The following is a 22,618-nucleotide window of genomic DNA, read 5'->3' as shown; positions in this document are numbered from 1 at the left end:
GCGCAGTCCACGTGGCCCAGCTTCGACGCAGTCTAGATCAGCAGGGTCATCCGACAACCCACTCGTACAGACCGAGGGCCTAACCGTGAATCGTACCGTGACCGACTCATCGAACATCTACGATCTCGACGTCCCTGGATACGAGCGTGTGCGGGTCTGCGAGGACTCGGGATCCGGCTTACGAGCCATTGTTGCGATCCACAGCACGACGCTAGGGCCAGCCTTGGGGGGCACTCGCTTTCTGCCCTATGTCGACGACGATGATGCGCTGACCGACGTGAAGCGACTTGCGGCGGCGATGACTCACAAGGCGGCCGCCGCGGGTCTGAACCTTGGTGGTGGCAAGGCCGTGATCATCGGTGATCCGGCCAACATCAAGACATCTCAGTTGTTGCACGCCTATGGCCGATTGGTCGATTCGTTGAAAGGCACCTACATCACCGCAGCCGACATCGGCACCAGCAGTGACGATCTAGACATCGTCGGTGAGGTCACCGACTTCGCCGTCGGCAAGAACGTCGCTGCGGGCGGTCTCGGGGATAGCGGTCGCTGCACAGCTCTAGGCGTGGTCGTCTCGATGCGGGCTGCGGTGGAGAAGCTGCATCCACGACGCACCCTCGCTGGTCTTCGGGTCGGTGTAGAGGGAGCGGGCAAGGTGGGCGCCCGATTGATCGGAATGCTCCTCGACGAGGGCGCACACGTGTATGCGACAGAAGTGCACCAAGCGACTCACGACATGCTGCACGACGTCTTTCCGAGCGTGGACGTCGTCGACGACCTGTTCGACGTCGACATCGACGTCTACGCACCGTGCGCGCGGGGAGCAACCCTGACCAACGACACTGCACAGCGGTTGTCCGCGGGCATCGTGTGCGGCGCCGCCAACAATCAACTGCTCACGGATGACGTCGAGGCGACTCTCGACAAGCGCGGAATCGTCTGGATCCCAGACTATGTCGCAAATTCCGGCGGTCTCATTCAGGTCGACGCCGAGCGCAGAGGAAGTTCTCTCGACGAGGCTCAGCGGCACGTCGAGAAGCTGGGTGAATCCGTGACGGCGATCTTGGATCGTTCTGCCAGTGACGGCGTGACTGCCGCATCCGCAGCTCGCCAGATCGTCGAACACCGTCTCGTCGCCGGCGCCAGGTAATCGTCGACGTCCAAGTGAGCCTTGTCGTGCCACTCATGGTGGTCGCACGCTCGTGCGCCAACAGGTAACCGAGGGTGGGACGTTCGTCGTCGACGTGACGGGCTGGAGCTCATGTTCTTGATCGTGGGAGACACCGCTGCTGAACGACGCACCAGCGGAGCGCTCGCGCGCCGCGGTCTACCGGTGCGTCACCTCGTCACGGCCACCGGCGATGAGTTGCGGGCCGCCATCGACGACAGTCCGCGCGGTGGAGCGGTCCTGACCCATGACGACGCATCTCACTGGGCTCCTGCGCGTCCCAGATGACGCCGGACCATCGTGGCGCATTCCGATCGCAGGCGCGGGATCATCCCGGCGTCGGGTGAGAGAAGCAGCTGGAGAACGGATCCGCGCAATATGGCAATCAGGAGATAGGCGAAGGCGTCGCCGTCGGCATCATCACGGATCCCGCCTTGCACGACGCCCCGTTCGACCGCGGCGGAGATCTGGGATCGAAACCAGTTGTCGCGCTCGATGAAGAGATCTCGTACGTGTTCGTCGTTCGCCACCGCCTCACCCCCCATCAGGAGGAACGCGCTCGTCCCGGTGCGCCCCTCCGCCGCGGTCGACAGACATTTGTCGACCAGTTCGAGGATCCAGTCCAACCCGGTGATGTCGCGGGATACGTCGACGAGCGCCTGCGAATATTCCACGACCCGGCGCAACAGTTCCTTCTTGTTGGCGAACTGGTGGGTCACGATGCCGCGGCTATAACCTGCTGCCGCAGCGACTTCCGACGTCGACACCGACCGCGACCCAGATTGGGCAATGAGATCTTGCGCCGCCTCGAGAAGGTCGCTCCGTCTCAGCGCGGCGAACCACCTGCGTACGTGGCTTCGTCGTGCCATCCATCGCGTCCCCATTCTCCATCATGTTTGGATGCTATGCAGATAGCAAGTATGCTTGACGTGATGACACGCTCGAATATCACCACGTCCGTGCTGGAAGTCAGTCGCAGCAATCCATTCGCAGATCTCCGCCTCATCGACGAAGAAGTCCGCCCCGAGTCCAGCGACTCGGTGTTGCTGGCCGTCGACCGGTTCGGCCTGGCCACGAACAACCTCGGGTACGCCCTTCTCGGTGACGTGCTCAAGTCGTGGGATGCCTTCCCATCGCCGACGCCGGGATGGGGTCGGGTTCCGGTGTGGGGAGCAGCGCGCGTACTCGCCGCTCCGGAATCGATCGCACCGGTGGGTGCCACCCTGACCGGGTATCTGCCCATGGCGACGCATGTAGTGGTGCGCGCCAAGCCCATTGAGTCTGGGCTGCTGACCGTCGATGAACCCCGGGCAGGCATGCTGGAGATCTACCGGCGCCTCACTCTCGACGAGACCAATCAAGCATCAAGCGATCACGAGATCGACGTCGACACAGTGATGTTGGCCGTCTATCCGTTCGCCTCGTTGTTGGCTCACGACTTGTCCACCGACGGAGCTCGGTCGGTCCTGGTGTCGAGTGCCTCGAGTCGAAGTGCCGCGTCGCTGAGTCGACTACTCCTGGACCGCGGCGTGGAGACGATCGGTCTCACCAGCCCCAGGAACCGCGCCGCCGTCGAGACGATGGGCGTCTACTCCCGCGTGTTCACCTATGAAGAAGTCGGTCAGCTGCCTGACACCATCGACACCGTGTACGTCGACGTGGCGGGCTCGACCGACGTGACGAACGCCGTCCAGGCAAGACTGGGGGCTCGCCTCGTGGCGACCGTGGTCGTCGGCGGTACGCATCTTCGCTCCTGGCCGCCCGAGGTCGACGGCGCGTCCAGCGTCACCGTATTCAACACCGGCGACCGCGAACAGGAGATCGCCGCCGAACATGGTCAACAGTTCGTCGAGGCGATGTATCGATCGGCGCGCCGCCAATTGGTTGCCTGGGCCACACCGTGGATGCAGGTCACCCGGCTCAATGGTCTGACCGCGGCCGAGGACACCTGGCGGGCGATCGCAGCCGGCAAGTCCGATCCGCTGACAGCCGTCGTGATCCGGCCCTAGCGGCACGCAAGAATCCATCCGCGAAAGCTAGCTTCGGCGGTCGTCCTTCGACTTCACCCGCAAGAATTAATTTAGGAGAAAAGATGCTGACAGTGATCCCAGACAACTTCGAGCGCTTCATCGCCGAGGACGACGGTCAACCCGTCGTCATGCTCAACCTCCTCCGGTTCCGACCCGACGGCGGCCGGGACCGCTACCGCGAGTACCTGGACATGGCCGGCCCAGTCGTCGCGCGCCACGGAGCGGAGATCGTCTTCGCCGGTGACGGACTAACGGCTCTCGCAGCGGAACCCGGTCAGGAATGGGACGCCGTCGTCCTGGTCCGATACCCGTCACGCCAAACGCTTCTGGACCTCGTCGCCGACCACGAGTACACGGCCGCAGACGAATTGCGGATATCGGCCCTGACGGAGGCAGTGTTGCAACCCTTGCAGACCACACCCTCCTGACCGCCCCGTTTCGTCGATCTGGTGAGACGCTGCGGACGATGGGCGCGCGTTGCCCCGGTGTAGGCCTAATGTCGGGACGGGGCGTCGGGTTCGCCAGACGTCCAAGTCAATTCCAAGTCAGTGATGTCCGAGCGGGTCGACGGTCTTGTGGCGGACGAGCAGCGAAACTGAGGCGAGAGTGATGAGACATCCAGTCAGCATGTAGATCGCGACGCTGGTGGTGCCGTATGCGCTGAGCAGCGCAGTGGCCACCATGGGAGCGAAGGCGCCACCGAAGACGGAGCCAAGTTGAATCCCCAGTGACACACCGGAGTAACGGACACCCGTTGAAAACGTCTCGGCGAAGAATGCGGGTTGCACGCCGTACATGAGACTGTGCAAGAGTCCGAGCCCGATGACCATCGCCAAGGTGATGAGCCAGAAGTTTCCGGTATCGAGCAGGAACCAAAACGGAATGGAGAACGCCGCCAAGCCGCCTGCACCCCAACGAAATACGCGAGCTCGGCCGACCTTGTCGGACAGCGCGCCAGCCAGGGGCAGGGCGGCAACTTGGACCACGGAGCCGATGAGGATCGCCGCTAGGAGCGTGCTCTTTTCCATTCCGAGGTGATTGGTGCCGAAGGACACGACAAAGGTGATGAAGAGATACAGGGTGAGGTTGATGCCGATGTAGCTACCGGCGGTCAGCGCGACTTCCCGCGGGTACGTGCGCAATACGGTGATGACGGGGGACCGCTTCTTTTCCTCGGTGGGCCCTGGCTGTGGATCGACCCGATGCTGTTGCAGGCGCAAGAAGGCTGGAGTGTCTTCGAGCTTCAGGTGCATGTAGATGGCGAGTGCGATGAGAACGAGGCTCATGAGGAAGGGCAGGCGCCATGCCCACAGAAGCAGCGCGTCGGCGGGGACGGCAGCAGTGGTGATGAGGAAGACGACGTTGGCCAACAGCACGCCGCCCGGAGCGCCCAGCGACGAGAAGCTGCCGAAGTAGCCTCGGCGGGAAGCGGGCGCCGCTTCCACTGCCAGGAGCACGACGCCTCCCATTTGTCCGCCTATGGCAATGCCCTGGACGAACCGCAGGACGGTCAAGAGGATCGGGGCCAGCACGCCGACGGCGGCATAGGTGGGTAGGACGCCAATCGCCGTGGACGCGACGCCCATCGTCGCCAGTGCAACGACGAGCGTCTTCTTTCGTCCAACGAGGTCGCCGAAGTGTCCGAAAATGATTCCACCCAGTGGTCGGGCAAGGAACCCGATGCCAAAGGTGGCGAAGGAGAGCAAGACTCCGGATGCCGACCCCTCCTGCGGAAAGAACACCGTCGGGAAGACCAGCGCAGCAGCCAGCCCGTAGATGAAGAAGTCGTAGTACTCGATGCTGGCAGCAATGGCGGCGATCGACGCGACCCGAGTCGCGTCGCGCTCGGTTTGCTTGCTCGGTGCGGTCTTGGTCATGATCCGTCCTCGGTGTGGGCGATTCGTGAGTGTGGCGACGAGGGCATCTGCGGGCCCCGGCCGGAATCATCTCCGAGACGAAATCATCTCCGAGACAATGAGAGTCGCGACCGACGGTGGTAGAAGAGTCACCCCTGGGGCCGCAGGGGCCAAGGATCCTTCGGCACCGGTCGAACAACGAGATGTCTACTTGCTATGCGCGCTGGGCGTCAGATTCGGTCCTTGAGCATGTCCTTGACGTCCTCGACCACCGAAGGTGGTGCCGTCGCTTGCGAGCCCGCCGAGTATGGCGGCTGCGGATCGTATTCAATGATGAGCTGCAAGGCCTGCGCCATCTGATCCCCGGCGATGAGGCCGGCCAGCGTGAGGGCGGCGTCGATCCCCGCGGAGACGCCAGCGCCGATGGCGTACTTGCCGTCGATCACGACCCGCTCGTCTGACGGTGTCACGCCGAACGCCTCGAGTTGGTGTAGCGCACGCCAGTGTGTGGTCGCACGACGTCCCTTGAGAAGTCCTGTCGCGGCAAGGATGAGAGAACCGGTGCAGATCGACATCGTCCACGTCGAGGTCTTGTCGACGTCCCGCAGCCACTCGTGCAGCCTGCCGTCCTCCATCTGGTCTAGCTGGCCGGGTCCGCCCCCGATGATGACGATGTCGGGGTTGGTGACGTCCTCGAGGGTCGCGACGGCGTTGATCGAGAGGTGGCCGAGATCGTTCAGGACCAAGCCGGGGTTCTCCGCGACGAAGACCACCTCCGTGTCCGGAAGCCGGCCGAGTACTTCATAGGGTCCAACGACGTCGAGTGCGGTGAACCCGGGGTATAGCACGATCGCGATCTGCATGATGTCCCTCTCCTCAGGAGTGGATTGGATGGTTGCGCCGAGCGGATGGACGGGCCGTGGACAGATGACGACTCAGCGTATGAGCCGCTGTCTCCGTGCGTCGCACAACGTTGTTGCGTTGTCCAAGAGGGGGATGCAACCCGTGTCGGGAGCGACGCCGCTGTCGGCGGGGCGCCGGTTGGCCCTGTGTTCCATCCATGGACACTGCACGCGTTGATCCACCGAAACACGCGTCCTTTCGTTCGTGTGAAGGCCCTAAAGGGTTGCAGCAGCCCACGACGTCCTCGAACGGTACGGCCGGGGTGACGAACGACCAGTCGTGCCTTATTCGGACTACTGGACTATGTCATGTGCCTATACGATCGACAAGTGGCTCGGACAAGCCCTCCTCACGAGGTTGCCGTAGGTGGCGACGACACCCGGGGGATCGCTGCGCCCTACGCCGGGGCGCGACAGGAAGACGACAGCCGCCGAAGTCGAACAATGCATTCGGTGGGAACGAAGATTGGGGTAGCCAGCGATGACCAGCGCTAATCTCGGTTCCCGCCGATACGCGACCGTCGACGTCTTCACTGAACAGATCTACGAGGGCAATCCCGTTGCCGTGATATTGGATGCCGGGGGGCTGACGACACCACAAATGCAGGCGATTGCACGAGAATTCAACTACGTCGAGACCACGTTCGTTCTGCCACCGGCAGACCCGTCGTGTACGGCTCACGTGCGCATATTCACCCCGATGCGCGAAGTGCCCTTCGCGGGCCACCCCAATCTCGGCACGGCCTTTGCGTTGGCGTGCCAAGACGCGGCCGACGGCGCGGAGCCTCGTCGGCGTATGACGTTCGAGGAGGCGGCGGGGCTGGTCTCAATCGACATCGATTGGCAGAGTGGTCAACCCGCGGGAGCGGAGCTGACCTGCCCGGAAACGCTCACTCGCCGAGGCCAGTTCACCGCAACCCAAATGGCAGCGTGCCTCGGTCTCGCACCCGAGGACATCCGGGTCGACGGACACCTGCCGGAGGTGGCATCGGTTGGCTTGCCCTTCGCCGTCGTCGAGCTGGCTACACGCGATGCGCTCCGTGATGCCCGCCTCGACATGTCCGCATACGTCGGTGTGCTTCCACGTGACGGCGCGCACGCGCTGTATCTATACACGCAGGATTCGGATGAGCCCGACACGGACCTTCAGGCACGGATGTTCACCTCGTTCCAAGCGGAGGATCCGGGGACGGGCAGCGCCGCTTCGGCGGTTTCTGCCCTACTGGCCGAGATTCGGGGATGCGCCGAGCTCCGCTTGCGAATTCGTCAAGGCGTGGACATGGGCCGTCCAAGTACTCTGCTCACACACGTGGCACGTCGGAGCGGGCACCCTCCAGTGGTCAAGCTCGGGGGACGGTGCGTCTCGGTGATGTTTGGTGAGGTGCGTGTTGGTGGGCGAGCACTGGCCGCGCGCGAACGTCCCGCGGGTGACTGAAACCTCAAGAAGAGTGGTTAATTCCGTGCATCAGGAGGTGCGAATACATGACCATGATCGCTCATCGCTGCGCGTTGGTGTCATATCCAAATGGCGAGCCAACCGCTGAAGACTTTCGCCTGGAAATCTTCGAAGTGCCCGAGCCGGTTCCGGGCCAGCTTCGGGTGATTGCACGGTATCTGTCGCTGGATCCCTATGTGCGGGGCCGAACCAGCGGTGTCGAGACCTATGACTCCCAAACTGCGCCCGTCACAACGGCGCTGCGACGGGGCCGGTCGCCTCGCTGGTGGGTCAGCTCGCCAAGTCGAGAGGTGCGCGCGCCGTCGGTGCAACGCCCCGACGGGATCGACGTCTACTTCGAGAACGTCGGTGGCGCGGTGTTCGACGCAGTCTTCCCACGGCTCAACGAGTTCGCTCGGGTGCCGGTCTGCGGACTGGTCTCGGGGTGCAACGCCACAGAGGAGGCGCCGCCGCTACCCGGGTCGTTGTTGTGGTCCGTGCTTGCCAAGAGCATGACGATCCGCGGGCTTCGTCGTGCGGGAGTTCGCCGACCAACTCGAGCAATTCCTCGCCCAGGTCGGCAAGGGCATCCGCGATGGCAGCATCCGCCACCGCGAAGATGTCGTGGAAGGCTTCGAGAAAACGCATCCTTCTTTTGCTGGACCCTTGCGAGGAGCGAACTTTGGCAAACTCATCGTCCACATCTCCGACTGACATGACGATGCAGTCGCGGGAACGCTGATGAACTTCGGTGCACGGCGAACCGTTGTCGTGGTCCTCTTCGACGGTGTGCAGCCGCTGGACGTGACCGGCCCCTACGACGTGTTCACGAGTGCCAACCGGCCCGAGCTCGCCGCCGGTGCCTACACGGTCCTCACGGCGTCGGTCGGTGGACGGCCAGTGCGTGCGGGCGGTGGGTTGCAGTTGGGGGCCGATGTGGATCTGGCGACGCTCGGCCCCGTCGACACGTTGGTGGTCCCAGGAGGCCCTGGCGCCGAGTCGCCCGACCCACTAGTGGTGGAGGCGATCCGAGCCGCGGCGCCGCGAGCGAGCCGGGTGGTCTCGGTGTGCACCGGAGCGTTCGTGCTGGCCGCTGCCGGCCTGCTAGACGGCCGCGAAGCGACTACCCACTGGGCCTTCTGCGACAAGCTGGCGGCCGAGTACCCGGCGGTCAAAGTTCGGCCCGAGCCGGTGTTCCTGCTCAGCGGTCAGGTCGCGACCTCGGCCGGCGTCACCGCGGGGATCGACCTGGCGCTTGCGCTGGTCGAGGACGACCTTGGCCGCGACATCGCCCTAGCCATCGCTCGCCTCCTCGTGGTCTTCCTCCGCCGGCCCAGTGGTCAGCCGCAACTGAGTGCTCAGCTCGCCGCGCAATCCGCCGTCCGAGCGCCGCTGCGCGAGCTACAGACGTGGGTATCGGACCACCTCAGCGGTGATCTCTCCGTGGGGGGTCTCGCTGCCCGCGTTCAGATGTCACCCCGGCACTTCACCCGGGTCTTTACGTCCGAGACCGGCACCAGCCCCGGTCAGTACGTCGACCGAGTGCGCCTCGAGGCCGCGTGCCGTGCGCTCGAGGATGGCGAGGACGCCGCGGCTCGTGTCGCGAGGGACTGCGGCTACGGCACGTCGGAAGCCATGCGGCGTGCCTTCGTCAGACACCTTGCCATGACACCGTCGGAGTACCGCCATGCTATGGGGCGCCAACCGCGACCATCGTCGCGAGCCGGCCTTGCAGAGCGCCCCTGACAGGTCAGCCAGCGAGGGGATCGGGTTCCGTCACACTCCTCGGTTCTGAGGAGTGCGACGGAGCCAGTCCGACGCGGTTGCGCCACACGGCGATCGCGGACCACACGACCACGAGCGCCAGCACCAGCGAGGCGAGAGACAGAGCCGCGTAGCCGAACGAGGCCATGACCAAACCCGCGATCCCGCCGGCGGAGGCCCCGACCAAACCCATGATGAGGTCGGCCGCCCCTTGCACATCGGTCCGCGCGTCGAGGGGCGCGTGGTCGGCGACCAGCGTCGAGGCGGACACCGTCGCCAGGGACCAGCCCAGGCCGAGCAGGAAGAGGCCGATGAAGACCTGCGCCGAACTGCCCTCGGGGGCGGCCTGGCAGACCAACAGCGCGAGCACCAGCACCACACCCCCCGAAAGGAGCACCGGGGCGCGCCCGACCTTGTCGGCGAGGTACCCGATCAGCGGGGAGAAGGCGAACATTCCCAGCACGTGCAGGCTGATCACCAGGCCGATGATGCGAAGCTCGGAGCCGCCATGGCCCATGTGGAGCGGCGTCATGACCATGACCGCGATCATCGCGGCGTGAGCACCCGACAGCCCCAGCATTGCGGCGCGGAGCGTCGGGCGCTCACGCAGGGCGGCCCAGACCCGACCCCACGACGTGCCGGTGACTTCGGCCTGCTCCGGTTTGCCTGCCAGTTGCCGCGCCAGGAACAGCGGATCCGGGCGCATCGACGACCACACTACGAGTGCTGCGATACCCATCCCGATGGCGGCGACCACGAACGGACCGGTGAGCTCGGGAATTCCGAGCGCCAGTGCGAGGTCGGAGGAGGGACCGAGCAGGCTCGGGCCCACCACAGCGCCCACCGTGCTTGCCCACACCACGACCGAAAGGGCGCGCGCTCTCGTCTCTGGAGAGGCCAGGTCGGTGGCGGCGTAGCGCGCGCTGTTGTTGGCCGCAGCGGTCCCCCCGATCATGGCGGCGCCGACGAGCAGAAGTGGCATCGACCCGACGATTCCCGCGCCGACGGACAGCACGGCACCCAGGGCTCCGAGTAGGTACCCGAGCGCGAGTCCGATACGGCGACCGCGCCTGGCCATCACGCGGGCGAGGAGGTATGCCCCGACGGCCGAGCCGAGCACGAGAGAGGTCTGGACCAGGCCGGATTGGCGTTCGGAGTCGGAGATCGCAGTGGCCAGCAACGATGCGGTGGCGACGACGATGGTGATGTCGAGGCCGCCGACGGCCTGGGCGGTGACCAGGGTCGCGATCGTCCGCCGCTGAATGCGGCCGGTTTCAGCGGCGGCGGTCATCACACGCTCCCAGCGAGCATCTTCTTGACGTCCTCGACCACGGCGCTCGGGGCCTTGGCGACCGCGCCCGCGGAGAACGGCGGCTGGGGGTCGTACTCGATGATCAGCTGGGCCGCCTGGGCAACGTGCTCACCTGCAATGAGCCCGACCAGCGTGAGTGCCGCGTCGATGCCCGCGGACACGCCGGCACCGATGGCGTACTTGCCGTCGATGACCACGCGTTCGTCGGTGGGGATGGCGCCGTAGTCGGCGAGTTGGTCGAGTGCAAGCCAGTACGTCGTCGCACGGCGTCCTTTGAGGAGGCCTGCCGAAGCGAGGATGAGGGATCCGGTGCAGACCGACATGGTCCACGTCGTCGTGCGGTCCACGGAACGGAGCCACCGGTGCAGCTTTCCGTCGTCCATTTGCTTCATCTGACCAGGCCCACCGCCGATGACGATCATGTCGGGCGTAGAGATGGTGTCCAAGTCCGCGACGGCGTTGATGGACAGATTGCCGTGATCGTTGGTGACCAAGCCGGGATCTTCGGCGACGAAGACGATCTCGGCACCCGGGAGTCGGCTGAACACCTCGTATGGCCCCACGACGTCGAGCGCGGTGAAGCCGGGGTACAGGACGATGGCAATTTGCATCTCAATGCTCCTTACTTCTCAAGCCCGAAGCCAAGACGAGCGGGCATGACGCGGCGGCTAGGCACCCTCAACGGCGGGCGTGCCCACGTCGTCTTCGACAGCGAATCTGGGTTGGGCCGTCGGCGCCGCGCGGCGTCCAGACGCTGTCGTCGCCGCGAACTGGTGGTATATCGAGATCGAACTAAATGGACTATGGCATGGGCCACAGATCCGGACAACGACGAAAAAGCAGACAATCGCGTCACGGGCCACCGCTCTCCTCGTGGCGGGGGGAGGGTTCTCGCCGAGCCGCACGCTAATTGGGGGCAAGGGCTCTGGTTGTGCGAATCTCCAATTCACGGCCACATCAAGCAAACTGCCATCTCAGGACGTCTGAAGCTGGCGGATGTAGCCGGCACGCGCGTCACCGGTCGTCGCGACGTCATCGATTTCGGATTGCTTCTGTGCCGCCATGGTTCGCGAGACCACCGTGGAGCAAATGGGGATTCGCCATATTCCCCCGGTGGATCGCGATCGAAGTCAACGTCGCTGCGGCGAACCGGAGTCCGAAGGACCAACTGAGCTATGCCGGCATGTGTCGCCAAATATGTTCTCAACGTGATGGTCCGAAGTTTCATGGACGCGGTCGACGCCAATTCGCTACGACGACTTCGCATCTGTGAAATCAAGCCCGGGCCGTTGAGTCGCGTGTTGGCGACAACTGGACTCCGCACTGATGAATGGCGGTAAGCGTGAAGAGATCTGCGGGTTCTCGATCATCCGATAGGTCATCGAATAGTGTTGTGCACAAGCCTTTTACAGGGCGATACCGCGCTTGTCACCATCGTGGGTGGAAGCTGATCGGAGCTTGTCGCATGCCGACGACGAGCAGCCGCACGGGGTGATCGGCTGCACGCACACCGGCGGCCGGGCCGCTTAATTCGACTCAGGCGTGACACCGACGCGTCGGATATCCAGAGCGACGGACCTGAGAGACAATGAATTCGCTCTGAGCCGAAACTTCGGTCTTCGAGTGTGCAGCTGTCTTGCTGTGCATTTGCTGAGAGGCGCAATCTGGCCGTCAGCACGCGCGTGCGGCGGGATGCCGATTCCAGATGGCCATGAACATATGCTCATAGTCAGTAAACTCCCTGCGCGGCGCCTTACGCTGCGGTCATTTCCTTTGGGGGCCGAGCGCGGTCGCCGGGCACCCGCATGCGGGTGCTGTCGAACCACGGTCTCTAGCTGGTCGATGGGGTGCGCCCAAGCTCTACTTCACCAGTCCTGAAGTGTGACTATGGGTTCCGTCGACGTGGCGAAACGCAACCTTGAGCGTTTGTGCAGGGTCGAACCTTTAGCGGGTCGTCCAGACGGGCAGTGGAGGGCGTGGGCGCGCGCCGCGCGGTGAGCGTCGCGATGGCAACGCGCCATCGGTCGGCGGATGGGTGTGCGCGGTCGCGGAGAGATCGCGTTCGCGCGGCCCGCGGACCCCGTTGCTAAACATGGCTGCCGGCGAACAACAGCAAACACGATTCGGCACCCGTTTTGCGCCAGAAGCAGCGTGTGTCGGGTGTAGGCGGATGCGGGATCCAAGATTTCGGCTTAGTGTTCGTGACAGATGAAGATCCTTGGCTGATACCAAGTTCCGTCGTCAAAACACTTAGTAGAGAAGGAATTTAATTCATGTCTTCGCCCCGCGTCAGTGCCACATCTGCACCGCCGCAGGAGGAATACTTGGTCTTCGAGCGGGGCCTGCCGCACGGAGACGGAGAAGGCACACTAGCGGGAATAAAACCTAGCTCGCAAACATCACGTTTTGTGGAGGCCGTGATCCCGATGACCGATCATCTGCTCAGGCAGGCGTGGAATCTGTGCGCCCAACGGGTCGACGTCGAAGATTTGGTCCAAGAGACGATTCTCAAGGCGTACCTGTCTTTCGGTTCGTTCCGCGAGGGCTCCAACCTCAAGGCATGGCTGCACCGAATCATGGTGAACACCTGGGTGGATTCCTATCGGAGCGCGCAGCGCAGGCCATCCGAGCAGCTCAGCGGCAGTTTGGCCGAAGAGCGGTTGGTCGCCGTGGGCTCGCGACCGTCATGCGTTCGACAGTCGGCCGAGGTGGAGGTGCTGGCCGCGCTGCCGGATGCCGCCGTGATCGCGCTCAGGAGTTTGCCAGACGACCTGCGTGAGACGGTCTTCTACGCTGACGTCGAGGGCTATCGGAACACTGAGATCGCGGAGATCTTGAACATACCGGTCGGTACGGTCGGATCACGTCTGCATCGAGGCCGCAAGACGCTCCGTGAGATTCTGACCCAACGGGAGACCGCGTGAGCAATGCGACCGGTCGGTGAGTGTGCAAGTGAACGGGTGGGGTGCACCGACCGGATCGTGGTTGCGCGATCACGCCTTTCGGAACGGGGCCGACGCCCTTGCGGATCAGATCATCGAGGTCGCTCGGGCCGCGGCCGAACTCGTCGTCGATCGACAGGCACTCCTGCTCAACGAGTTTGGGAAACGCTCGCGTCGAATCCGGGAAGACGCGGAGTAGTCACCAACTGCCGGACCGGATCGGCGAGGAGATCCTCGCCGAACTCTCACCTCGCCTGCCTCAAGTCACCCGCGGAAACTTCGTGGCCACGGTCGTGGGTTCATCCATACCTCGTGGCCGTTTCCATGCCGCCATCGTCAGGCTGCAGGAAGACCTTCATCGGGGCCTTGGCTGAGGTTGCGAGGGCGAAGGCTTGCCGAACCGATCTCAGCGGAATCACCGTGGTGGGTATGGAGTCGAGGCCAAGGGGATCGCCCGCCAGAAGGTTGACGGCCCGCTGAAAGTCCTTGCGCGTGTAGACGCGTGCGCCGACCACGGTGTGTTCGCCAAAGCACACGGCTCGTAGATCGAACAGCGGGGTCTCTTTGTACACCGCAACCATGACCACGGTGCCGGTTTCGCGCACCGCGCTGGGGAGGATGGCCGCCACGCTCGGGTGGCCGGCGGTATCGAACACGACGTCGGCGCCCTCGCCGTCGTTGGTGGAACGAAACCACGCGACACTGTCCGTCCCGGGCGGTGCGGTCTCGAATCCGAGTTTGGCGGCGACGTCTTGGCGGATCGGGTTCGGCTCGACCAGTGTCACACGACCGGCTCCCGAGTGGCGCGCGACCAGCGCGACGAGAAGACCAATGGGACCGGCGCCGAAGATCAACACGCTGGCGCGAGAGGCCATGTCGGCACGCACCACCGCGTGCACCGCGACCGCGAGGGGTTCCGCCCAGGCCGCGCGCTTTGCCGGGACGTCCAGGGGAACTTGGATCAAGCGGTTGGCGGGGACGTCGATGTAGTCCGCCAGGCCGCCGGGTGCGTCGATGCCGAAGAACTTGAGTTCACGGCAGACGTGCGGAGCGCCATCTCGACATGCTCGGCACTCGTGACAGGAGATAAGCGGATCGATGGTGACGCGCGAACCGATGAGCGGACCGTTTGGGACGTCCTGGACCACTGTCCCGACGATCTCATGGCCGAGAATCAACGGGGTGGCTGCGCGAGGGTGTTTACCCGCGAAGATGGCCAGATCCGTTCCACATATTCCGGCATATTCGACGTGAACTCGGGCCCATCCTGACGGCGTGGCCGGTAGGTCAGTTTTCCGCACCGCGACGACGTCGGCGCCAAGCCAGACTGCCGCCTGCATTGGTGTACGTCCCATCATGTCGTTCATCACTTTCCGCTCTCCCGTGGTGGCCCGACTGGGTTACAGGCCGATCGCCACCGTCCCTCGGGGCCCGCCCGCGCAGCCGAGATCAAGGACCGCAGCGCCCCCGAACGTCTGTTGCCCGATGAGCGACGTGCGTGCTGACCCGCTGCTGTGACGGAACGGCGCTGCTGCCGCTGCCGAGTATGCGCCGTGGCGGACGACGACAGGAGGGTCCGAAGCTGATCGACTTAGAGTGCATTCACCTGGGCGTTGTGCTTTCGGGCCGCCCAGGCTGTCGTCGCGAGGCTGAAATCAGCGCCGGAATTGGTCTGCGTAGTCGGCGCCGAGACCGTTCTGCGCGTAGTGCCTACGGCACATCTCGAGCTTCGTGAACGCATCCTCGTAGCCGATCTGACGCCCGTCGTCATCGAGGTAGATCATGGCCCCGGTGATGTTGAAGAAGGTGATCATCTCCGTGCAGTCCTCCGGTACACGCAGCGTGTGAATCTCGCCTGGTGGCTCGTAGACGAATCCGCCCTCGCGAGCGGTCCATTCGTGCTCGTCGTACTTCCACTCGCCTTTGATCACGTAGCCGACGACGATCCCGGGGTGGCGATGGCGCGACAGGAAACCCGATCGTGTGACTTTCAGCAGATTGCACCACTGACCCGTGATGGTGTTGATGAACAGCGGGCGGAAGAAGACGCCTGGGGCCTGGGGTACCCAGACGCGGTCGTCGTCGGGGATGGCATCGACGGCGATCTCCAGCGGGATGTCTGTCGAGACGGTGATCGTGGGTGAATTCATCATGAGTTTCTCCTTGATGGTGTGATGCGTTGTGCCGCTTTTTGTCTCGCTACTTCTCCGTTACGGACGGAGGACGACCTTGCCGACCGCGCCTGCCTCGACCGCGGATTGAGCTGCGGCCGCGTCGTCGAGGCCGTATTCGGTGATCGGAAGCGCGGTCAGGGCCCCGGCCTCCACTGCTGCGCACGTCCACGAGATCGCAGCTGCGCGATCGACTTCCGAAATCGTGTACAGAAGAACAAATTTGATGGTGACGTTCGCGGTGGCCAGGGGGGCGACGGGCAGGCGTGGATCGTCGGCCTCCACCGCGTAAACCGCGATCTCTGCGTTGTCTGCCGCGACGGCCACGTCGAGACCGATGTTCGCGGCCAGCGCCACCTCGATAATGCGATCGACCCGACCGACCGAGTTCAGAATGCGGTCGGCCACGTCCCCGGTGGTGTAGTCGACCACGATGTCGGCGCCTGCGGCGCGCGCCAATTCGGCCTTGGCCGTCGAGCTGACCGTCGTCACCACGCGGGCCCCGGCGTACTTGGCGAGCTCGATCGCGTAGTGCCCCACCGCGCCCGCACCGCCCGCGACGAGGACTGTCTTCCCGCGGAGCGCCTCGGAACCGCTTCCCAGACAGTGCGCCGCCGTCAAGGCCGGGACGCCGAGACACGCCCCGAGCTCATCGGAGGCGTGGTCGGGCAGGGGAACCGCGCGATCGGCTGGGACCACCGCATACTGTGCCGCGGTCCCGTAGCGGTTGTCGGCGGCGGCGAGGTAGAGCCACACCCGTTGGCCCACGGCGAGACCCCGAACGTCGGTGCCGATCGCGTCGATCCGTCCCACCCCGTCGTGGTGCGGCACCTGGAAGCCCTCGGGCTCGCCGCGGGTGATGCCAGCGCGTTGCTTCCAGTCGGTCGGGTTGATGGCCGAGGCGGTGATCGCGACACGGACCTGGCCGGGCCCGGGCTCCGGTACGGGCAGCTCGACGACCTCGAGCACGTCGTCGGCGGCACCGGTGCTGCGGTAGATGACGGCTTTCACCCCGCCAACGATGGCAGAAAGCTCGTTGGAGGCGGCTCCAACAAGCGGGCGGCCAGGTTGGCGTGGAGGACATACCCCGTCCGCCGCTGTGGCGGAAGAGTGAGTTACGACACGGTAGATACGCGCATGTCGCTCAGCACGGCGAGGAGAACTCAGACCATGGCTCAGACAGATGCCCACCGAGGGGGCCCTACTCACTCCGAACACCCAGCCCTCTCCGACCATCGCACCCTCTCCGACGATGAGGTGCTCGCCCTCCATCACCTCATCGCGGACGTCTCCTTTGCGTTCGACAGCGGTAACCACGCGACCCAGCTGCCCGAGGTCTTGACCGAAGACTTCGTCTACGAGAGGACGGGAGCCCTGCTCATCGAGGGGCGCGACGCGCTGGTCAAGATGCTGGAGGGCATGACGGATCCAGCGGTCAGCCACCACACCTCCACGGTGTCGGTGCACGCCACCGGGCCCGACACCGGCACCTGCCGGTCCAAGGTGATCACCTTCCGCTCGGGGGGACGATTCTCCTTCGGAGAGTTCGTCGACTCAGTTCGGCGCGATCCCACGGGCACGTGGAGGATCGAGCGACGAGTCGTCCGGCCCCTCGGCGAGAGTGGCGGGTCGGACTCGTGAACACAAGCTTCGGCACCATCCGCCAACTCGGCTTCGTCGTCCCCGACGTTCACGCGGCGATGAGGCACTGGATCGATGGCCCAGGGGCGGGCCCCTTCTACTTCATCGAGAACGCCGACGTCACGGACAACACGTTCCGCGGGAGGCCCAGCGAGTGCCCCCGGGTCAGCATCGCGCTGGGGCAACACGGACCGGTCCAGATCGAGCTGATCCAGCAGCACTGCGAGCGGCCGTCGGCCTATCGCCCGTTCATCGAGGCGGTAGGGGAGGGCCTGCACCACGTCGCCTACTGGACCGAACAGTACGACGAGCTGTTGGCGACGGCGCTCTCGCGCGGCTATGTCGAGATCCAAGCCGGTCGCTCCGGCCGCGGCGGACCGGACGACCGGTTCTCCTACCTCGAGAGCGGCGCCCATCACGGCTCGATGATCGAAGTTTCCGAGATGGGCAGGGAGAAGCAGGCTCTGTTCGATGCCATCGCCCGCGCGTCCGTGGACTGGGACGGCGCCGAGCCGGTCCGCGATGTCGCCGACCTGCGAGCGCAACTCGATCGCCTGAATAACGGAGGAGCACGATGAGAGCGGTACTAATCACCAGGGACGCCTCCGGGACGTCGCTCGCGGTCGGCGATGCCCCCGCCCCCCAACTCGACGCGGCGAGTGTCCGGATCGCCGTCCACGCGGGCTCCGTCAACTACGTGGACCAATTCGTGCGCACGGGCGGCTACGGCACCCCGCCCGCGGAGGGGACGGCCTGGATCGCGGGTCTCGATGCCGCGGGCGAGGTGGTCGAGGTAGGACGCGGCGTCGACGACATCCACGTCGGCGACCGCGTGATGACCATGCTGCCGGGTGGGCTCGCGGAGCAGGTGGTCGCCGACGCCCGCCTCGTCGTCCCCATCCCCGATGGGTGGACCTACGAGGACGGCGCCGCCGCGGTCATCGGGCTGCTCACCGAGTGCGATGCGCTCATGGCGGCAGGCGAGTTCACCCCGGGCGAGAACGTGCTCGTCACCGGTGCCACGTCGGGGATCGGTCTCCAGGGCGTGCAATTGGCCCGCAGTCTCGGGGCCGGCACCGTGATCGCATTGGCCCGATCGGACCGTGCCGACGAGGTCTTGCGCGATCTCGGCGCGGATCTGGTCCTCCACGGCACCGGGCGCGGCTTCGCCGAGGAGGTGCTCGCCGCGACGGGCGGTGGGGGTGTCGACGTGACCATCGACCACGTCGGCGGCGAGTACTTCCCCGACATCGTCGCCGCAACGGCGATCAAGGGCAGGATCGTCAACGTCGGGCGGGTGGCGGGCACCGAGACCACCGCCGACCTCGAAGCCTTCTCGCGCAAACGGCTAACGCTGCGCGGAGTCACCTTCCGCACGCGCAGCGCCGACGAGCTGGCCGCCATGTTCGCGGGCGTCTGCGAACTCGACCTCGAGCCCCTGCGCCCGACCATCGACCGGGTCCTCTCCTGGGAGCAGACCGAGGAGGCCCAGGGCCTGCTGGCGACCGGCAGTGTCGTCGGCAAGGTCGTCATCCGGGTCGACCGGCCCCGCTGAACCCCCGGTCCTACCACCCACATCGACCAGGAGCATGGCATGACCTCACTTGCACACGACCCGGCACAGGAACGTTCGCGCCCGAAGATGCGGCGCGCGGCGATTGCCGGCGCGGCCGGGACGACGTTGGAGTACTACGACTTCGCCATCTATGGCCTCGCCGCGGCGCTGGTCTTCGGCCCGGTGTTCTTCCCCTCCACCGACCCGGCCGTGGGAGTCCTGGCATCCTTTGCGACCTTCGGCGTCGGATTCCTCGCCCGCCCGCTAGGAGGCATCGTCTTCGGCCACCTCGGAGATCGTATGGGCCGCAAGAGGATCTTGGTGGTGACCGTGGTGATGATGGGGCTGTCGACCGTTCTCATCGGGTGTCTGCCCGGGTACGACTCCATTGGGTACTGGGGCGCAACGTTTCTAGTCGGGCTCCGGCTGGTCCAGGGGTTTGCCTACGGCGGGGAACAGAGCGGCGCCATCCTGATGGTTGCCGAGCATGCGAGCCCGCAGCGCCGCGGACTGTACTCGGCACTGCCCGGCACCGGCTTGTCATTGGGCCTGATCCTGGGCAACCTGGCCTTTCTCGCGGCCGGCCAGATGGGGGAGGAAGCCCTGTTGGAGTGGGGCTGGCGGGTCCCGTTCTGGGCTGGCGGGATCCTGGTGATCGTCGGGATCGTGATCCGGCGCACCGTCGCCGAGAGCCCGGAGTTCGAGCGGCTCAAGGCAACCCGTCAGGTAGCGCGGTCTCCGATCATCGAGCTCGTCCGCACCCACCCGGTGGAGCTGCTCCTTGCCATCGGTGTCCAGGTCGGCGTCGCCGTCTCCGCCTACCTCGCCATTGCCTACAGCCTTTCCTTCGCCAAGTTGGCGGGGGTGCCGAGTACGCTGCCGCTGATTGGTCTGCTGGCCGCCAGTGCTTTGCACCTGGCCCTCATACCGGCAGCCGGCGCCCTGTCCGACCGGATCGGCAGGCTCCCCGTGCACGCCACCGGCGTCCTGGTGATCGCGGTGATGGCACTTCTGCTCCTGCCGATGATCGACCGCGGGACAGCCGGATTCGTGATCGGCGCCTACGTCCTGTTCTACGGAATCGGGTGGGCAGTCCTCACCGGGGCCTTTCCCTCGATGCTGTCGGAGTCCTTCGACCCCGCGGTCAGCTACTCGGGGTTGTCGCTGGCCATGCAGTTGGGCAACGTCATCGGTGGCTTCACCCCCTTCGCCGCCACCCTCGTCGTCAGAGCCTGGGGCACGACCGCACTGGGAATCATGGTCACCGTCATCATCCTGTTCTCCGGTGTGTCCGCCGCTGCCCTCGTCCATCGCACCGGTCGACACGGCACCGGCCCCACCCGAACCGGCGACCTCGAACAGAGGGTGGTCGGCTCGGGCGCCGACGGCGGCGACCGCCGATGACCACACCACGGTGCCGCGCCGTCACAACCGGTGGGGCGCGGGGTGTCGGCCTGGCGACGGGCGAGCGTCTGCTGGCCAACGACTCCGCGGTATCGCTGCGGGACCTCGACGGCGGAGCGCTCGCTGCTGCCGAGAAGGCCCTGTTCCCGACCGGCGGGTCCATGCTCGACCTCCCTCTCGGGGACTGGCACCGCGCGCTGGCGGTCAATCTGACGGGTGCGCTGCTCTGCGTGCGCGCATTCGTCCCGAAGATGCGGAGCAACGGCTGGGGGCGGGTCTTCAACGTCGCCTCGATCGCGGGCAAGGAGGCCCGTCCACACACAGCTCAATACGGCGCGTCCAAGGCCGCCCTCATCTCCCTGACCAAGAGCCTAGGATCCGAACTCGCGGCCTCGGACGTTCGATGAGAGCATCGCGCTCGCGCCCGTGGGACGGCTGATGCACGTCGAGGAGGTCGCCGAGCGATTGCGTGGTTGTCCTCACTCGCATGCTCCTACAGCGTGGGCGCCGTCTTCGACATCAGCGGCGGGCGGAGCGACCATTAGCCCGACGCGGAAGGACACATCGATGACGGCGTGGACTTGTCTGACGTAGATTACCTCGGCCAACCGTGGAACCTGTTACAACAAGGGCTCCGACGACGGCGTGGGGGTGTGGTGGGCAGCGAGGAGACCGGCGGGTACACCGCGAGCAAGGCGTTCCTGGAGAGCGTCGTCGCTCTCGCGGAGGACGTCAACGTGGTGGTCGACAGGACCCTCTCCCGCGCCAGGCCCGGCTACGAGATCGTCCCGCGCAGTGCCTTCGAGGCGTCGGCGCGGATGAACCTCGACGCCGTCTGCGACTCCCTACTCGCCGGCTACCCGATCGTCACCGAACGCGATGTCGAGGCCCTCGCCGTTCGTGTGGACGAGCGCATTGGACAGGGCATCCGGGTCCAGGAGCTGCTGCAGGGTCTGCGCGTCTCGATCGGGGTGCTGCAGCAGCGGTTCGTCGAGATCGCGACGGCGCGGGGGGTGGAACCCACGGAGTTGCTCCGATCCACCCAGATTCTCTGGGGTCTCAGCGATGCCCTAACCGACACGGTCACCGAGCTGTTTCAACGGCAACGGCTGAGTGACGCCCTGCAAGACTCTCACCTGCGATCCGCCTTCCTCCGTCAGCTGCTCACCGGGCGGCTGAGCCCGGCAGTGCTCGACGAACGGGTCACCACCTTCGGTGTGGATACCGAGGTGGCCTACTGTGCGATTAAGGCGACGCCTGCGCCAGGTGTCTCGCTGGAAGTCTTGCGGCGGCGCCTGGAAGCCCGATCGACCGATGTGGTTGGCATCGACGCCGGATCGTGCATCGGGGTGGTGTCCACATCCGTCGAGATTCCGGGGTTGGAGGCCACCATCGGCCTGGGCCCCCGCGTGGAACTGTCCGAGCTTGCCGGCTCCTTCGAGGTGGCGCAGCGGGTGCACGACTGGATGTGGCGCCGGGGTGTTCGCGGCCAGCGGTCCATCGGTGACATCGGTTGGCAACTCGCTGTGGACCGCGACGACGCCGTGACCTCGCTCCTGCGGCGACGATACCGCGCGCCGCTGGTCGAGCTGGGTGAGTTCGGCGAGTTGATCTGGCAAAGTGTGCGCGTTTATGTCGAAGCGGACCGCCACGTCGCGCGGGCCGCAGCCACGCTCGTGGTTCACCAGAACACCTTGCGCTACCGGCTGGCGCGGTTCGCCGCGGTCACCGGGGCGGATCTGGACTCCGTAACGACCCTCCTCGACGTGATCTGGCTGATCACCGCCGATGTGCACGACCCCACACTGTGACTTTTCACCGATGTGGGGCAACGGCGAACGCCCCCGGACCCATTCGCCCGGGCTCGTTCGAATGCAGGATTGTCCGCCAAAGCCAGTGGCATGGCCGCTTTCCTTCGCTCTAGAAATCTGCTGCCTTCAAATCTTGAACAGCCTCGATCCCGCCCGCCGAGCGCACCCGCGGCCTCGCCCGGCACCGCGGCGGCGGGTGGGCGGGCGCGGGGACCGACTGCCGACGCTCCAGGCCGGCCGTCGAGGCCTCCAACGGCCTTGATTGGAGGGGACTCCAAAGGCGGGGGCCGCACCGTTGGAGCGGCCACCGTGTCGCAGCCCACTCTTTGCGCCGACGATCGAGTGATGACCAGTGTTGCCCACCGTCGGGAGTCACGATGAGGATCACCGAGTTCTTCGACCGCGGCTGGCGGCAGAATCCCGAAGGCGCCGCCTACGTCATGGACGGTCGCCGCTGGACCTACTCCGAGTCCTACGACCTGTCCTGCCGCATCGCCCACGGACTGACCGCAGCCCTGCCGCACGGCACCAAGGTCGCGGTGCTGTCTCCCAACCACCCCGAGGCGTGGATCTGCGTGCTCGCCAGTTGGCGGGCGGGGATGGTGTGGGTACCGCTGAACCCGTCGA

General features: G+C 65.4%; 22 protein-coding genes and 1 pseudogene. 15 read left to right on the top strand and 8 right to left on the bottom strand.

The window, feature by feature from the left end:
• Positions 1–97: 97 nt before the first annotated feature.
• Positions 98–1,150 carry a Glu/Leu/Phe/Val dehydrogenase dimerization domain-containing protein gene (locus ABW137_RS35870; RefSeq protein WP_526407734.1) on the top strand — a complete coding sequence of 351 codons (1,053 nt, stop codon included), beginning with the start codon at positions 98–100 and terminating at the stop codon, positions 1,148–1,150.
• A 278-nt stretch (positions 1,151–1,428) separates the two neighbouring features.
• Here ABW137_RS35870 and ABW137_RS35865 read toward each other — a convergent pair whose 3' ends face one another.
• Positions 1,429–2,037 (bottom strand): TetR/AcrR family transcriptional regulator, encoded by a 609-nt coding sequence (locus ABW137_RS35865; RefSeq protein WP_526407732.1) that lies wholly within the window; start codon positions 2,035–2,037, stop codon positions 1,429–1,431.
• Positions 2,038–2,100: 63 nt separating this feature from the next.
• On the opposite strand from ABW137_RS35865, the gene ABW137_RS35860 reads away from it, so the two are divergent.
• A complete protein-coding gene (locus ABW137_RS35860; protein ID WP_526407730.1) occupies positions 2,101–3,177 on the top strand; it encodes a DUF2855 family protein in 1,077 nt (358 codons plus the stop codon).
• A gap of 83 nt (positions 3,178–3,260) precedes the next feature.
• Complete coding sequence (locus ABW137_RS35855) at positions 3,261–3,626, top strand: DUF1330 domain-containing protein (protein ID WP_526407729.1); 366 nt, start codon at positions 3,261–3,263, stop codon at positions 3,624–3,626.
• Positions 3,627–3,743: 117 nt separating this feature from the next.
• Here the strand turns inward: ABW137_RS35855 and ABW137_RS35850 are convergent, their stop codons facing one another.
• Both ABW137_RS35850 and ABW137_RS35845 read right to left on the bottom strand, forming a co-directional pair.
• A complete protein-coding gene (locus tag ABW137_RS35850; RefSeq protein ID WP_526407727.1) occupies positions 3,744–5,075 on the bottom strand; it encodes an MFS transporter in 1,332 nt (443 codons plus the stop codon).
• 209 nt (positions 5,076–5,284) lie between these two features.
• Positions 5,285–5,917, bottom strand: coding sequence for a DJ-1/PfpI family protein (locus tag ABW137_RS35845; protein WP_526407725.1), 633 nt, complete (start codon positions 5,915–5,917; stop codon positions 5,285–5,287).
• A 520-nt stretch (positions 5,918–6,437) separates the two neighbouring features.
• Here ABW137_RS35845 and ABW137_RS35840 point away from each other — a divergent pair.
• The 3 genes and pseudogenes from ABW137_RS35840 (at position 6,438) to ABW137_RS35830 (ending at position 9,137) form a co-directional block, all read left to right on the top strand.
• The gene (locus tag ABW137_RS35840; protein ID WP_526407723.1) at positions 6,438–7,391 is read left to right on the top strand and encodes a PhzF family protein; all 954 of its coding nucleotides are present in this window, start codon (positions 6,438–6,440) and stop codon (positions 7,389–7,391) included.
• Between the two features lie 47 nt (positions 7,392–7,438).
• Positions 7,439–8,105, top strand: a pseudogene (locus tag ABW137_RS35835) (hypothetical protein).
• 27 nt (positions 8,106–8,132) lie between these two features.
• Complete coding sequence (locus tag ABW137_RS35830; protein ID WP_526407721.1) at positions 8,133–9,137, top strand: GlxA family transcriptional regulator; 1,005 nt, start codon at positions 8,133–8,135, stop codon at positions 9,135–9,137.
• Positions 9,138–9,141: 4 nt separating this feature from the next.
• Here ABW137_RS35830 and ABW137_RS35825 read toward each other — a convergent pair whose 3' ends face one another.
• Entirely contained in the window at positions 9,142–10,446 is a 1,305-nt protein-coding gene (locus ABW137_RS35825; protein ID WP_526407719.1) for an MFS transporter, read from the bottom strand.
• Positions 10,446–11,078 (bottom strand): DJ-1/PfpI family protein, encoded by a 633-nt coding sequence (locus tag ABW137_RS35820; protein WP_526407717.1) that lies wholly within the window; start codon positions 11,076–11,078, stop codon positions 10,446–10,448. Before ABW137_RS35820 ends, ABW137_RS35825 begins: the two co-directional genes overlap by 1 nt.
• A gap of 1,662 nt (positions 11,079–12,740) precedes the next feature.
• Here ABW137_RS35820 and ABW137_RS35815 point away from each other — a divergent pair.
• Complete coding sequence (locus ABW137_RS35815; protein WP_526407715.1) at positions 12,741–13,391, top strand: RNA polymerase sigma factor; 651 nt, start codon at positions 12,741–12,743, stop codon at positions 13,389–13,391.
• A gap of 16 nt (positions 13,392–13,407) precedes the next feature.
• On the top strand, positions 13,408–13,608 hold the full coding sequence (locus ABW137_RS35810; RefSeq protein ID WP_526407713.1) for a hypothetical protein: 201 nt from the start codon (positions 13,408–13,410) through the stop codon (positions 13,606–13,608).
• 100 nt (positions 13,609–13,708) lie between these two features.
• Here the strand turns inward: ABW137_RS35810 and ABW137_RS35805 are convergent, their stop codons facing one another.
• From ABW137_RS35805 to ABW137_RS35795, 3 genes are all read right to left on the bottom strand, one after another.
• Positions 13,709–14,749, bottom strand: coding sequence for a zinc-dependent alcohol dehydrogenase (locus ABW137_RS35805; RefSeq protein WP_526407711.1), 1,041 nt, complete (start codon positions 14,747–14,749; stop codon positions 13,709–13,711).
• A 315-nt stretch (positions 14,750–15,064) separates the two neighbouring features.
• Positions 15,065–15,562 (bottom strand): 2,4'-dihydroxyacetophenone dioxygenase family protein, encoded by a 498-nt coding sequence (locus ABW137_RS35800; protein ID WP_526407709.1) that lies wholly within the window; start codon positions 15,560–15,562, stop codon positions 15,065–15,067.
• A gap of 57 nt (positions 15,563–15,619) precedes the next feature.
• Entirely contained in the window at positions 15,620–16,591 is a 972-nt protein-coding gene (locus ABW137_RS35795) for an NADPH:quinone reductase (RefSeq protein WP_526407707.1), read from the bottom strand.
• A gap of 159 nt (positions 16,592–16,750) precedes the next feature.
• On the opposite strand from ABW137_RS35795, the gene ABW137_RS35790 reads away from it, so the two are divergent.
• The 7 genes from ABW137_RS35790 to ABW137_RS35760 all read left to right on the top strand — a co-directional run.
• The gene (locus ABW137_RS35790) at positions 16,751–17,221 is read left to right on the top strand and encodes a nuclear transport factor 2 family protein (RefSeq protein ID WP_526407705.1); all 471 of its coding nucleotides are present in this window, start codon (positions 16,751–16,753) and stop codon (positions 17,219–17,221) included.
• On the top strand, positions 17,218–17,799 hold the full coding sequence (locus ABW137_RS35785; RefSeq protein WP_526407703.1) for a VOC family protein: 582 nt from the start codon (positions 17,218–17,220) through the stop codon (positions 17,797–17,799). Before ABW137_RS35790 ends, ABW137_RS35785 begins: the two co-directional genes overlap by 4 nt.
• Positions 17,796–18,776, top strand: coding sequence for a quinone oxidoreductase family protein (locus tag ABW137_RS35780; protein WP_526407701.1), 981 nt, complete (start codon positions 17,796–17,798; stop codon positions 18,774–18,776). The genes ABW137_RS35785 and ABW137_RS35780 overlap by 4 nt, the downstream gene beginning before the upstream one ends.
• Positions 18,777–18,815: 39 nt before the next feature.
• Positions 18,816–20,180 carry an MFS transporter gene (locus ABW137_RS35775; RefSeq protein ID WP_526407699.1) on the top strand — a complete coding sequence of 455 codons (1,365 nt, stop codon included), beginning with the start codon at positions 18,816–18,818 and terminating at the stop codon, positions 20,178–20,180.
• Complete coding sequence (locus ABW137_RS35770) at positions 20,177–20,587, top strand: SDR family NAD(P)-dependent oxidoreductase (protein WP_526407697.1); 411 nt, start codon at positions 20,177–20,179, stop codon at positions 20,585–20,587. Before ABW137_RS35775 ends, ABW137_RS35770 begins: the two co-directional genes overlap by 4 nt.
• A gap of 174 nt (positions 20,588–20,761) precedes the next feature.
• Positions 20,762–21,991 carry a PucR family transcriptional regulator gene (locus ABW137_RS35765; RefSeq protein WP_526407695.1) on the top strand — a complete coding sequence of 410 codons (1,230 nt, stop codon included), beginning with the start codon at positions 20,762–20,764 and terminating at the stop codon, positions 21,989–21,991.
• Between the two features lie 377 nt (positions 21,992–22,368).
• A partial coding sequence (locus ABW137_RS35760; protein ID WP_526407693.1) for an AMP-binding protein occupies positions 22,369–22,618 on the top strand: 250 nt, incomplete at its 3' end.

Origin of the sequence: Mycobacterium sp., from assembly GCF_040509115.1 — a bacterium.
GTDB lineage: Bacteria > Actinomycetota > Actinomycetes > Mycobacteriales > Mycobacteriaceae > Mycobacterium.
The sequence above is the reverse complement of the archived record's forward strand: the minus strand, read 5'-3'. Positions and strand labels throughout refer to the sequence as shown.